General features: G+C 47.4%; 12 protein-coding genes and 1 riboswitch. Of the genes, 9 read left to right on the top strand and 3 right to left on the bottom strand.

Going from position 1 to position 13,298, the window contains the following annotated elements:
- Nucleotides 1-5 precede the first annotated feature (5 nt).
- From DESPR_RS16150 to DESPR_RS16125, 6 genes are all read left to right on the top strand, one after another.
- On the top strand, nucleotides 6-581 hold the full coding sequence (locus tag DESPR_RS16150; RefSeq protein ID WP_015725872.1) for a PilN domain-containing protein: 576 nt from the start codon (nucleotides 6-8) through the stop codon (nucleotides 579-581).
- Between the two features lie 14 nt (nucleotides 582-595).
- Nucleotides 596-1,237 carry a type IV pilus inner membrane component PilO gene (locus DESPR_RS16145; protein ID WP_015725871.1) on the top strand — a complete coding sequence of 214 codons (642 nt, stop codon included), beginning with the start codon at nucleotides 596-598 and terminating at the stop codon, nucleotides 1,235-1,237.
- A 69-nt stretch (nucleotides 1,238-1,306) separates the two neighbouring features.
- Nucleotides 1,307-1,816 carry a pilus assembly protein PilP gene (locus DESPR_RS18110; RefSeq protein ID WP_169701654.1) on the top strand — a complete coding sequence of 170 codons (510 nt, stop codon included), beginning with the start codon at nucleotides 1,307-1,309 and terminating at the stop codon, nucleotides 1,814-1,816.
- Nucleotides 1,813-3,687 carry a tetratricopeptide repeat protein gene (locus tag DESPR_RS16135; protein WP_043770248.1) on the top strand — a complete coding sequence of 625 codons (1,875 nt, stop codon included), beginning with the start codon at nucleotides 1,813-1,815 and terminating at the stop codon, nucleotides 3,685-3,687. The genes DESPR_RS18110 and DESPR_RS16135 overlap by 4 nt, the downstream gene beginning before the upstream one ends.
- A gap of 42 nt (nucleotides 3,688-3,729) precedes the next feature.
- On the top strand, nucleotides 3,730-5,490 hold the full coding sequence (mshL, locus tag DESPR_RS16130) for a pilus (MSHA type) biogenesis protein MshL (RefSeq protein WP_015725868.1): 1,761 nt from the start codon (nucleotides 3,730-3,732) through the stop codon (nucleotides 5,488-5,490).
- Nucleotides 5,491-5,520: 30 nt separating this feature from the next.
- On the top strand, nucleotides 5,521-6,453 hold the full coding sequence (locus DESPR_RS16125) for a hypothetical protein (protein WP_015725867.1): 933 nt from the start codon (nucleotides 5,521-5,523) through the stop codon (nucleotides 6,451-6,453).
- Nucleotides 6,454-6,713: 260 nt separating this feature from the next.
- Here DESPR_RS16125 and DESPR_RS16120 read toward each other — a convergent pair whose 3' ends face one another.
- From DESPR_RS16120 to DESPR_RS16110, 3 genes are all read right to left on the bottom strand, one after another.
- Nucleotides 6,714-7,619: a sirohydrochlorin cobaltochelatase gene (locus tag DESPR_RS16120; protein WP_015725866.1), complete on the bottom strand. Its 906-nt coding sequence runs from the start codon at nucleotides 7,617-7,619 to the stop codon at nucleotides 6,714-6,716.
- 211 nt (nucleotides 7,620-7,830) lie between these two features.
- Nucleotides 7,831-8,012: riboswitch (cobalamin riboswitch) on the bottom strand.
- A 365-nt stretch (nucleotides 8,013-8,377) separates the two neighbouring features.
- On the bottom strand, nucleotides 8,378-8,605 hold the full coding sequence (locus tag DESPR_RS16115; RefSeq protein WP_015725865.1) for a hypothetical protein: 228 nt from the start codon (nucleotides 8,603-8,605) through the stop codon (nucleotides 8,378-8,380).
- Nucleotides 8,586-10,496, bottom strand: a complete 1,911-nt coding sequence (locus DESPR_RS16110; RefSeq protein WP_015725864.1) for a L,D-transpeptidase family protein — start codon at nucleotides 10,494-10,496, stop codon at nucleotides 8,586-8,588. The genes DESPR_RS16115 and DESPR_RS16110 overlap by 20 nt, the downstream gene beginning before the upstream one ends.
- A gap of 230 nt (nucleotides 10,497-10,726) precedes the next feature.
- On the opposite strand from DESPR_RS16110, the gene DESPR_RS16105 reads away from it, so the two are divergent.
- From DESPR_RS16105 to DESPR_RS16095, 3 genes are all read left to right on the top strand, one after another.
- Nucleotides 10,727-11,191 (top strand): NfeD family protein, encoded by a 465-nt coding sequence (locus tag DESPR_RS16105; RefSeq protein ID WP_015725863.1) that lies wholly within the window; start codon nucleotides 10,727-10,729, stop codon nucleotides 11,189-11,191.
- Complete coding sequence (locus DESPR_RS16100) at nucleotides 11,191-12,126, top strand: SPFH domain-containing protein (RefSeq protein WP_015725862.1); 936 nt, start codon at nucleotides 11,191-11,193, stop codon at nucleotides 12,124-12,126. Before DESPR_RS16105 ends, DESPR_RS16100 begins: the two co-directional genes overlap by 1 nt.
- Before the next feature lie 274 nt (nucleotides 12,127-12,400).
- Nucleotides 12,401-13,240, top strand: a complete 840-nt coding sequence (locus tag DESPR_RS16095; protein ID WP_015725861.1) for an HDOD domain-containing protein — start codon at nucleotides 12,401-12,403, stop codon at nucleotides 13,238-13,240.
- Nucleotides 13,241-13,298 lie beyond the last annotated feature (58 nt).

The following is a 13,298-nucleotide window of genomic DNA, read 5'->3' as shown; positions in this document are numbered from 1 at the left end:
AAATTATGATTCATATCAATTTACTCCCGGTCCGGGAAATAATTAAGCGCAACAAAGCTAAGCAACAGATTAATTTATCGATAATATTTTTTGGTGCTTTGGTGATCGTGCTTATTGCATTTGGATATTACCAGTCTAACATTGTTAAGAAAATGCGCGATACCAATGCCGCTCTGCAATCTGAAAAAAAACAATATGATAAAATCTTAGCAGAAATCAAGAAAATCGATGAAGAGAAAAAAGTTCTTGCAACACGTATTGAAGTTATAAAACAGTTAAAACAATCTTCCTCTCTTACTGTTCACGTCCTTGATGAAATTGCAAATCTGATCCCATTTCGTCGGATGTGGCTTAAAGGCATTACTCAAGATTCGGCTCAACTCAGTTTAACTGGTATGGCACTTGATGATCAAACTATCGCGAAATTTATGGATGATCTAGAAAATTCTAAATATATCAAAAATGTAACATTGGTAAGTTCTTCAATGGAAAAATTTGCGGATAGAGATTTGAAGGCCTTCTCGACTTCCTGCACTGTTGGATTCGAGAATAACGATACTGCTCAAAGAATATCAAATTAATACTAGGCCAAAAAATGGGTTTGACATCCAAGAAAAATAAATATGACATTTTCGTTGATGAAAAATTTATACCTTTTGATAAAAGGTATAAAATATTAATATTGGTATTAGCTTTTATTTTACCTGTTTCATTGTTTTATTTTGGATTTCTACAGCAAAATTTAAAAAATATAGAGAATTTGAAAAAGCAAATTCAAGTGTCTACTGACGAGCTGAACAAGGTCCGAAGAGCGGCTCGCGATTTACCAAAACATCAAAAGGAACTTGAAGATGCGCAAAACGAATTTGAACTCACTTCTGTTCTTCTCCCGAAAAGCCAAGAAATACCCAATTTGTTGCGAAACATATCCGATCTTGGGAAAAATTCAGGCCTAGATTTTATATCGTTCGTACCTGGAGCGGAAATGCAAAAAGATTTCTATGCTGAAATTCCAATCGATATAAAGATCAAGGGACCTTATCATAATTTGGGATTATTTTTAGATAAAGTTAGTAAGCTTGAGCGAATAGTAACTGTTAACAATATAAAGACAGAGAAGGCCGAACAAGTTGAAGGCGAGATGTTGCTTTCTTCCTCCTGCCGATTGGTTACGTATCGATTTACTAATGTACCTGCTCCTCCGCCAGAGCAGAAAGGAAAGAAGGGCAAGAAATAGGTCTATTTTAGCCTTTGTGTACTGTATGTGATGAGTATTTTATCCAAGACAATAAGAGATGACCGCACAATGATAGAAAAAAAAGAAAATCCTAGGCGCTTTGCGGTTTGCCTAATTGGATATGCTTTATTTTTGTTTGGGATTTTACCCAACTGTTTTGGAGAGGATAATCCGACTAATAATTTTTTAAGTACAAAGGATAACAGTTACACCTATAAAGTTGAGGGGAGGATGGATCCATTCAAACCGTTTCTTTCTGAAAAGGCTGATGTCCCTGCTGGATTCGACCCCAATGAAATCATAGAAAGCACAGATGAATTAATAGGAATGCAGTTGTTTGAACCAGGACAGCTCAAATTGGTTGGTGTTTTGATAAGTTCAACTGACGAACTAGCGATGGTTGAAGATCAAGCTAATAAAGGATATTTGTTGAAAGTAGGGACGCCTATTGGCAAAAGAGGCATTGTTACAAAAATTACACCTGATCAAGTATTTATTACGGAAACCGCTTTGACGAGATCGGGTAAAGAAATGAAAACGATTATTACCATGAGCCTGAACAAAGAAGGAGAGAAATGATCATGTTTCATTCTTTTGCGCGATCGAAATATTCCATCCTGCTATTATTCACGTTTTTCTTTATTTTTCACACAAGTTCTAACGCCGAAACACCTGAAATTCAAATTAGTTCGGTAACATTGAAAAAAATAAATCAACAGGAAGAAATAAGAATAAAAGGAACAGCTTCTTTAGTTTCGACGGTATACGAATTGCCTAATCCTCCAAGGATCGTAGTTGATATCGCAGATGCTAAAATAGCGAAAGATTTTGTTCAATCGATTGAAAATGAAAATATAAAATTGGCCACAAGTGAAGTTCCAGGAGCGAAGTCTTCAATATCACGATTCGAATTCACTCTCCCAGAGGCAATTTCGTTTAATACGAAACAGAATGAAAATGAAATTGTTTTGTTGTTGGCCGGAAATAATTCCGTATCCAAGAACGGCGAAACATCAGTTAATCAACAACAACCTGTCAATGTTTCATCCGGAACCAAGCAGGCGAAATTTTCCGATGTTTCCATAACCAAAGAAAATAAAAGAACAAAAATACAGCTGCTTTTCGATGAAACTGTATCGAAATACAATAAAAGTACCGTTGATAAATCCGGAAATATTCCCCCGCAGCTTATCATAGACATTGATAACGCCACAAGTGATGATGCTGCCTTAACCGATCGCAAAGTTGATACAGCACTGTCAAAAATTCAGATTGCCCGTCGTGACACGGGCTTACGTTTTAGTTTCCATTCATCCTCTGACGCATTGTTTCCATATAGCATTAATGCCATATCAAATGGTTTAGAAATCATTGTTGATGAGGCAAGGTCAAAGGATCAAGTTACTTCGATCATTAATCAACAAAAAACTATCGACACGCAGCTCCCTTCAATTAATCCGTTGGATGCAAAACCTTCACCAAAAGCCAAAGAACAGCAAATGCAGGATGCATTCAATTTCTCCGGCTATAATAAGGAACGGATCACCGTTGAATTTCAGAAAATGGATTTACATAACGTTTTCAACTTTCTACGGCAGGTAAGTGGGGTCAATATCGTTGTCGATGAATCGGTGGAGGGGGCTCTCACCTTGGTGCTGGATGATGTCCCTTGGGATTTCGCTCTCGATATCATTCTCAATTTGAAAGATCTAGAAAAAGAGGAGCGATTTAACACATTAGTCATTTATCCCAAAGGAAAGGGGTTTAAATGGCCCGAACAGGCTCAAAATAACTTAAGTTTTGAGGCTGATTCAGCGGTAATGGAGCGAGATACACTTATCGTTCAGCAGCAAGAAAAACAGTCTGCTGAAATTATCGAGGCCAAAGAACTGATTACCAAAGGCCGTGGGGCAGAAAGGCAGGAAAATTTTGAAACGGCAGCAGGCCTGTATGAGCAGGCACTGGAAAAATGGCCGAAAAACTCAAAACTTGCCAATAAGATCGCCTCCATCTATCTCGTCCAGCTTCAGCAAAATGCGAAATCTTTATACTTTGCCAAACGCGCCATCGAGGCTGACCCACGCAATGAATCCGCCCTGCTCAACGCGGCCATTGCCTCTGCCAACATGCAAGATACTCGACAGGCAGAGTCTTATTTTAAACAAAGTACCAGCGGGCCAAAGCCGCTAAAGGAATCTCTTTTGAATTATGCGGCCTTCAGTGAACATCACAGAGATTTGCGTTCTGCTCTCGCCGCTCTTAACCGTCATGATAGCCTCTACGGAAAAAATCTCGATTCCATGGTCGCGACTGCCCGAATTCACGATAAATTAGGCGAAGAAAAGCAGGCCACTGCCCAATATCGCGCTATTTTGTCATCAGGATTTCAGATTCCCCCTGACTTGGAAAAATTCATCAAAGGACGGGTTGCTGTTCATCCCACCCTATAATGGTTTGTATTTCGTGTCTTGGATCATATTGAGGATCATTTTATGAAATTGAGCAAATATGTTGCCTGCCTGTGTCTTGTGATCGCACTGCCATTCCTGGTCTCTTGCGGTGCCAAAAAGAAGGCCAAAGATAATGTTGATAAGAGCGCTCCACCATCTTCGAGCGCCACCATCGAAAACAAGCCCATAGCAACGCCCGCTCAACTTCCTGTTCGATATCAGACACCAGGTTACCTAATATCTCCAGATAATACTGTTGACGAGTTAGGTGACGAGCCTGAAGAATACCAGATCAAAGTGGGTGCGACGATACGTTCCACAGGTGGCCCGCAACCCCTTTGGGAGGTAATGAAACGATTGGTGAATTTAAAGGGTATGACCGTTAGCTGGGCGAGCGATGTTGACCAAACGATTCCTGTCGATGTCGATATCGCAGCCAACGATAATTTTTTTGATGCGATTGCCAACCTTCTCCGTCAAGCTGACTATTTTCATGAAGTGAATGGCAAAAATGTCGTTGTTCGTAATAAAGAGACTAAGGTTTATCAAATAGGTATTCCCGCCATGAAGGGCGGTTATACTTCGACTGTAGGCGGAAATTTTCTCTCGAATAAGGATGCTGCTTCAGGCACAGAAGGATCCGTTAAAATATCGAGCCCTGAAAACAAGTTCAATGTTTGGGATAGCGTTGAATCGAATTTGAAAATTATCCTCAAAACAGCTGAGGCTGATCGACAATCTGTTCTTCTGGCATCTTCAGCAGAAACCAAAGCAAAAGAAAATGATAAAAATATGGGGCCGAATACGGCTAAGAGTGAAGAGTTCAGTGCAAAACAAGGTGAACCAGAGAAAGCAGCAAAAGGAGATGCGGTCGGATCAGAAGAAAAAACAATGAGCATGGGGGCAAAGGATAAGGCTTCCTTTGTTATCGACCGGAATGTAGGACTTATAACTGTGACAGCAAAACCGAGCTTGTTGAAGGTTGTCGATGATTATATCAATAATTTAAAGAAATCATTGTATAAGCAAGTTAACATTGAAGCCAAAATTATAGAAGTTTATTTGCAAGATAACTCTAAAATTGGACTTGATTGGAGTAGTGTTCTTAAAGATTTTCAAATTTCAGCAACTACTTTTTTTGGCAACAATGGCCAAGTGCATCCACGCACAACTGCTGACCCTGATGATTTTTCGAATACTTTTGTCAGTCGTGTTGAGATTCCAAGTTTAACATTCGATGTTTTTCTCAATGCACTAGAGGAACAGGGAGATACTCATGTGTTAGCCAATCCCAAATTGACCGTTCTCAATGGGCAACCAGCGATTATTAGTGTCGGTAAGGATGTTGCTTACATAAAATCGGTCACAAGAGAAAAGGATAGCGACACCGAAGATATAACCTATTCTGCTGAAGTGGGGAATGTGGTTCAGGGAATTGCCCTGGGCGTGATGGCCTCTATTCTGGACGAAAATAAAGTTATTCTCCATCTGACTCCCATTACAACCGATTTGGCCAATGCCACCAGTGATGGTGAGGTCCCGATCACCACCATTGGTGAGGGAGAGACCGCCATGTCTCTCGGCCTGCCGCAGGTCAAAGTACGTGAAATGTCGACCATGGTGGAGGTCGAAAACGGAGAAATGCTGATCATCGGTGGTCTCATCGACAGTATTGAAGGAAAGACAGGTGCTTTTGCACCTGGCTTGGGCAGCATTCCCGTGGTGAAATACCTTTTTGGCGTGGAAGAGAAAACCTTGCAGAAACGTGAGTTGGTTATCCTGCTCACTCCGAGAATTATTTAACTTTGTCCCCAGAATAACAGGAGAAATGGTATGAAATTTCGCCACCATCTACTCGTTTGCCTCCTCGCCTTTTGCCTTGGTGGTTGCGGCGCGACCGTCCATGAATCGTTGAAAGTCGATCCACTCAAAAAGAATATAGTGGGAGCCGACAAAACAGTGGTTATTCTGCCTTTCGCCGATTATTCGCAAGCGGACAATCTGGAAAGTGCCTATCGTAGGAATCTTTTTGTTAGTGAAAACGTGGCTGATCAGTTTGTAAGGTTAGGATTTCATCTTCCTGTTCAAGAAGATATTTATAAGTTTTTAGCTGACCAAAATATAATAAATGTCACCTCCTATGATCGAAACAAAACAGTATCGATTGAGTATGAACTTGACAATGATTGGTCAAGTAATATGAAAAGAACATTGAAGAGATATATAAAAGATACTCAAAACAATAATAAAAATATAGAAGGAGATACTTCTCTTGTTCATGGGCTAAGTCCCCAAGAAATTGTTAAAATAGGACGACATTTTTCTGCTGATTATATTGTTCGAGGTAGAATTATTCAATACAGAGATCGTTTGGATCCATCTTGGGCACCGTGGAAAAAAGGCATTATCCCATTTTTCTTCGGTACTGATGAGCAATTTTGGATTGGTCAAACAACGACTGAGGTGTATGATGATTTAAATTCTTCTGATTTTGATGATAAAGATAGAATTGAATTAGGAGCTATTCCACAAGCTGTTGTTCAAATTCGTATGTGGGTTCAAGACGCATATAATGGCAATATAGTTTGGAGTAATAGAAATGATGTAAAAGTATCCCCACGTTCATTTTGGGCTGATTATGAGTACGATGCTCTTTTTGAAAAAGCGATTGAGCAAGGTATCACCACACTAATGAACGATTTTGCCTATATTGTTTATAATGTGCCATTGCCAGATGAGAAGAAGAATGTAAAAAAACGTCAATGATCGTAACAGGCGTTTGTGTGCCTGGGATGGGCGTGAACGGTTTGTTGTTCACTTTTTACCTGCCACAAGATCGCGATCTTGGCAGATCAAGTTGATTATTTTTCCCCTGTTTTTTTATTCATAAAACAGGGGTTTTTTTATCGATGAGGCGACGAGTCTATCCCTCCCACGGAACCATCGAGCTGGGAGCTGAGAACAATTGCAATGACTAGGCTTATCGTAGAACCGTGGATATATTGTACACTAATTAGTTTACGGTCTTATTTGTGGAAATGAATCATGGTATTCTTGAGATGGTCAATCCACATATCGACGATGGGGTCGAACTCCGCCAACCCTTTCATCACGGGCACGGCAGTGATGCCTGCCTTAGTTAATTGACTCTTCCATGAATCCGGCTCATCACCGGCCATGTCATTCATGGCGTGATCGCCGGCCACGGTCATGAAGGGGATGAGGTAGGCTTTTTGCGTCTTTTTCTTGAGCAGCATCTCCTTGATCTCAGCAAAAGAAGGTGCACCTTCAACGGTGCCAACGTAAAGATTGGCATCCCTTTTTTGTGCCTTGTACATCAGCGCGCCATAGATAGCGTCGCTGGGGTGATGCGTGCCATGGCCCATAAGAATGACGGCATCCTCCGCCTTGCGTTCCTCGGGTATGATATTTGTTTGCACGGTGTTCAACACCTTGTCCATGGTCGCGTCGCTGATCAAGAGCGGTTGCGAGACCATGACTGTATCGATCCCCCCAGCCATCTGTGCGAACAAGCGGCTATTGACATTAATTTCATGGAATTCGGCTCCTGGGATCATGTGCAATGATTGCACCGCGACCTTCGTATAGCCCTCGTCCATTAGCCGGGACAAGGCCATTTCCGGTGAATCGATCCGGATTCCTTTCTTGGCAAGCTTGTTGCGGATGATCGATGAGGTATACGCCCAGCGCACTTCAGTCTTGGGAAAGGCCTCTTTCACGCGGTGCTCGATGTTTTGGAAGGCTGTCTGGGCGTTTTCAACACTGGTCCCAAAGGTGACCAAGAGGATTGCCGGCCCCTTTTCCTCGGCGGCATGACCGGCTGCACCGACAGCGCCTGAGAAACAGACGGTTCCTATAAGTGCGCAGCAAATTATCGTCAACACCAGCGTTTTGATCTCCAAAATGTTCATGCAATATTCTCCCGCAAAAAAGGTTATGACGGCCCACCTGGGACTGAGCCATCCATGACCGCTTCCTCCGCCAGCCTATAGTTGATTGCGTTTCACCAAAGGAGACACAGGAAGGGGAATAAAAAAATCCCGGATCGACTATTTCGATCCGGGATAGCCCTTTATATCCACAGAAATGATCAAATCGGATACGCCGCCGTCCGCGCAGTCGTTTCCTCCTCCCGTCCAGGCAGGTCTTCTGACTCCCGGTTCTTCCTATTGGCTGCGTCTTCCCGACATAGTCGTCAGTGACATGGTGCAGCGGTCGTCCCCGGTCACAGCGGCGGGCCCGTCTCCGATTTGCACGGAGTTCCCTTTTACGTTTCTACGAACACCTGAACAATAGACCATAGACTCTACAGTGTGAATAAAGTCAAGGGAGATGAAAGAATTGGCATCCATGGGAAGGCTATTCATCATGCCGGTAAGAGAATGATCGTGTCTCGAATGGCGGGGCGGCACTGTGGATGTGCCCGCCTGCGGGCGACAAAAAAGAACACCTGTAACAATCGGTTGCAGTAGGGCTACTTGAGAACGGGAATGTTGCGGAAAACAGGAAGGTGTCAAACAGCCCCAGCTGGGAACAAGGGGCGGGCGTCATCCACAGTCCCTTCGTGGCCAAGGAGCGTGGGCCCAGGGAGATGCACAGGCCACATGCACGGTCCCGCCCCTCCATGGCGCATCGATCAGCGGGGCGGTGGCCCTACAGTTGAAATCGACTAGCCTTGTTTGTCGGTGACCACCTTGCCATCCTGATCCACCCAAACCTCCCTGCGCACCCGTTGGGTATCGTCCGGTCGTAATACACGATAGTTGAGCACGCCTTCCTGAAACGTACCATAGGTGGCATAGCAAGGTATGCGCAAGGTGCCGTCTTCATCCAATACGACCATGACGATGACATCACCGCCATTACCCAGAGTCAGCTCACAGGGTATCTTTTGCATAGGGTTCCGTCGATTTTTGTTGTTCTGTTTGCACGTATCGCACGGTTTTGTCGATCCTGACTTGCTGATTGGTGAGCTGTCCTTTGGCTTCAGGAACTTGAGGGGCCAGTTCCAGCGATGAAGGGGGGGTATTCAATGCGGTAAGAATGCCTTCGTCACGGCTGTAGAGATCGGGCTTGAACATGACTTTGTTGTCTTGGACATTTGCGGTCAGATACATGAGATAAATGGGCAGCGGTTGCTTGAGAATCACTGTCGTGGTCTTCCCTGAAGCAAGGATTTGGTCCATCTTGGCGGGTGTGGTTGGATTGCCAGGATCATTCGCCAGGATCATGCGGCCCAGTTCAAGGGGGTTTTGTACTCGGATACAACCGTGGCTGAAAGCGCGTCGCGTCCGACCGAAAAGGGACTTGCTCGGCGTGTCATGCAAGTAGACATGATAGGGGTTGGGAAAGAGAAATTTGATCAGGCCAAGCGAATTGTCCCGCCCCGCATCTTGACGCAGGGTATAAGGGAAATATCGGCCTTGGTACTGCGTCCACGGGATGGTGTTCGGATCAACCGCATTGCCGTTTCTGTCGAGAACCCGTAGTCGTTGCTTGGCTAGATAACCGGGGTCCTTGATGATGCTGGGAACGGTCTCGTTCTTGACAATGTCCGGGGTAATGGTCCAAGTGGGGTTGAGAACGATGTAGGTAATGGCCGAACGGAAAATCGGTGTCTGATGAAAGGGCTGGCCGACCATCACCTTACTGGTCCATACCGGGGCATTGTCATGATAATATTGAAGCATGAATCCGGCAATGTCGACGATGAGGTTGGAGCTGGGCATATCGTGGATCACCCAGCGGGTCCGCTCTAGATTGACCCGGAGCTGCTTGATGCGTTCCGCCACCGTGACGTTCATTGCCATGACCGTGCTCTTGCCGACCACGCCATCGGGTTCCAAGTGGTGACGGGCCTGAAACGCCTTGACCGCGGCCACCAAGTGACTGTCGTACTGTTTCGCATTGCCGCCACCGGTCGCATGGTAATGATCGGTGATCGCCAGCCGCCGTCGTATTGCCGGCACGCGATCGTCATGGGCTCCCGGCCTTAGACTCGGTCCCATGGGTACCTGCGGCCATCCGCCTTTGCTGGCGATCTGTTTGTAGCGAATCAGTGCTTCCTTGAGGTTGACGTAGGCCTTGTGATGGGGAGAAAGCTTGTCCAGAGTCGCTTGGATCGCGCCCGTTCTGATCGCCGTGAGATAGGTATCAATGGGGGAGGTGCGTGGTGTGGTGGCTTCCAGGTTCTGTTTTTCCTCGACTTTGTTGGGGTCGACCTTGCCGTAGCGTTTATGCTGTCCCAGGAGCACAAACGCATCCGAAAACAGGAGGTCGTATTCCACTTGCTTGGCCAGGGAAGGTGCCGAGTTGAGCTCACTGGCGTAGCGGTTGAGCACCTTGAGGTGGTAATCATCAGGAGTCAGCCCCTCATCGTCGGCGGCGGCGATCGCGGTCAGCAGCTGGTGGATGTTGTCCTGATTGGACCACAGGGGACGAAACTGGTTTCTGCGGTACAGGTCAAACAGGTAGCCGGTGGTATAGATCGGTTCCTGGGCAATCGAATCCTGCTTGTCGTAATACATCTGTTCGAGGTGCTGCTGGATCAACACCTGGACAGGATCGCCGTCAAAGGTCGCGGCCGGCGAGACGTTGTCGCTGACCGGTTGGCCATTGTCCTGGTTTGTCTGTGTGGATTGAATTTCCGCTCCTTCCAGGTGCGAGGGGCGTGCGGGTTGGACGATTTCCTCGGCAGAGGTCGAGGCGACCAAACCGATAGACGACACGAGAAGCATGCATCCCAGCAACAGGACGCGGGAAGAAAACAGTGGATGAGATGCGGGCATGGAAATCCTGAACGCCGGCTGATTGCCCATGTGGATGCAATCAGGCAGTGATGAAGTGTTGGACCTTGGGGGCCGAGTTCAAAAATTTAAATCGAATGGTTTTGTTTTAAGGAAGAACACGGATAATGACAAGCAGATAAACCCATTTTTCCAGAAAATTCTTCGCCCGCATTGCCCGGGCGGTATGACTATGCTATCCTCTACGCAAATGACTCTTTCTGGAGTGTCGCATGGTTCTGCTTTCCCTGTCGCCGGTTCTGCTGTGGTTTCTTAGCGGTATCGTCTTCTTTGCCCTCGAATTGCTCCTGCCGGGACTGATCGTGTTTTTTTTCGGCATTGGCGCCTGGTGTGCGGCTCTGGCCGTCTATCTGCTGCCGATCTCTCTTTCCACCCAACTGCTGGTTTTTCTCGCCGCCAGTCTCCTCGCCCTCCTTTTGTTGCGATCGACGGTGAAAAAAATTTTTCTCGGCCGCACCCTCGAGGTCGATGCCATGGAACATAGCCTGCCCGAGGATGCTACTGGCGAGGTGATCGAGGATATCCTGCCCCCGGCCGCAGGAAAGGTAAAATTCGGCGGTTCGTTTTGGCAGGCCACCTCCGAGGAGCCAGTGACCAAAGGAACGGTCGTGCGAATTGTGGAAAAGAAAAACCTGACCGTCAAGGTCGCACCCCTGAAAACAAACGGAGAACACTGATGGATAACGTGCTCATCGGCGTGGTGGCCCTGGTTGTGTTTGCGATCGTGATCCTGGTCAAGACCGCGGTGGTCGTGGATCAGCAGTATGAGTATGTGATCGAGCGGCTGGGCAAATACCGCACCACTCTCGAGGCCGGTTTTCACATCTTGATCCCCTTTTTCGATAAGGTGGCCTATAAACGCAGCCTCAAGGAGGAGTCGATCGACATTCCGGCCCAAACCTGCATCACCGCCGACAATGTTTCCATGGAGATCGACGGCTGTCTTTATCTGCAGGTGGTCAATTCCCGACTCTCCGCCTATGGCATCGACAATTACCATTTCGCCGTGGCGCAGCTGGCGCAAACCAGCCTGCGCTCGGCCATTGGCAAGATCAGCCTCGACAACACCTTTGAGGCGCGGGAGAATCTGAATCGCCAGGTGGTCGAGGCACTGGACGAGGCCTCGCAGAACTGGGGCGTCAAGGTATTGCGTTACGAGATCAAGGACATTCAGCCGCCGCGCAGCGTGCTTGAAGCCATGGAGAAGCAGATGAAGGCCGAACGCGAGAAACGGGCGGAAATCGCCAAGTCCGAAGGGGAGCGTCAGGCGATGATCAACCGGGCCGAGGGCGAGCGGGCCGAGGCCATTGCCCGGTCCGAAGGCGAAAAAATGCGACGGATCAACGAGGCGGAAGGTCAGGCGCAGGAAATTCTCAAGGTAGCGGCGGCCACCGCCGAAGGAATTCGCCAGGTTGCCGAGGCCTTGAGCGAGCCTGGCGGCCAGGATGCGGCCAACCTTGAGGTGGCCAAGAAGTACCTTGACCAGTTCGGCAAGCTGGCCAAGGAAAACAACACCATGATTCTACCCGCCAACCTGGCCGATGTCTCCTCCATGGTGGCCACGGTCATGACCACTCTGGAGCACACCAAAAAACGAGAAAAGGCTGTCTGAACGGCCGTGCGCAAGCCCGGCCCGTCATTTACGGAGACGGGCTTGCTGCACTCTTTCACCTTGATGTTTTCAGTTTTTCTCCGTCTTTCCCCGGAACGATTTCGCGGCGACAACCCGAGAATGTCGGCTTTTGCTTCATTTGGCGCGCGTTTTATGCTACCTATCCTGCCGAGCCGACGCGATGGCAACGCCCTTCGGGCAAGGCTCTCAGGCGCCGCGCGCTTGGCATGACGGACCACGCGCCCTTTTCGGCCCACTTACCCCATGGCTTAGGATGACCAACGAACGTACTTTTGTCGCCCTACTCAAGAAATACATTGAATCGGAACGGCTTTCCCTGCCGGTCTTTAATCCCGTTTCACTGCGGATTCAGCGCGAACTGATCAAAAAAGAGCCCGATTTCCGCATCGTTGAAAAATTGATCAGCGGTGATCAGGCGCTTTCCAGCAATCTCCTCAAAGTGGCCAACTCGTCGATGTATCGTGGGTTTGTTCTCGTCACCACAGTCAGGTCGGCCCTGGTCCGGCTGGGGTTGTCGGAAGTCAGCCGCATCGTGCTCGTGGACATCAGCAAAAACATGTTCAGCTGTCGCGATGGACAATTGAACGAGATCATGAAAAAACTCTGGCAGCATTCACTGGGATGCGCCTTTGCCGCCGGCATGCTGTCCAATCGCCTTGATTTCGGGGTGATGCAGCACGAGGCTTTTTCCGCCGGTCTGTTTCATGATATCGGCAAGTTGCTCATTCTTAAGGTGTTCGCCGAAAAGAAAAGAAAAAAGCAAGCGCTCCAGGTGCCCCAGGAACTGCTGCTCGGGGCCATGGATCTCCTCCATGCGGAACAGGGATATCTGCTGCTGCGGCAGATCAGCATGCCGGAGATGTTTGCCGTTGTCGCCCGGGATCATGATTTGCCGGAGTTTGATGCTGAAAACTACGTCCTTCTGCTGGTGCGCATGGCCAATCACATTTGCCACCAGATGGGCATCGGGCTGGCCCATGCGCCTTCCCTGGCGCTGCTGCAACTGCACGAGGCGGTCGCCCTCAAGCTCACCTCTGCCGAACTGGAGAATGTTCAGCAATTCCTGCGCACCACCCCCAGTCTGTTCGAATGATGTATCCGGAGCGGATGCATTTTCCCTGAATCCAAGCCTGAATTTCCGCCACCGAACA

The sequence above is a fragment of the Desulfobulbus propionicus DSM 2032 genome, from assembly GCF_000186885.1.
Classification (GTDB): Bacteria; Desulfobacterota; Desulfobulbia; order Desulfobulbales; family Desulfobulbaceae; genus Desulfobulbus; species Desulfobulbus propionicus.
The sequence above is the reverse complement of the archived record's forward strand: the minus strand, read 5'-3'. Positions and strand labels throughout refer to the sequence as shown.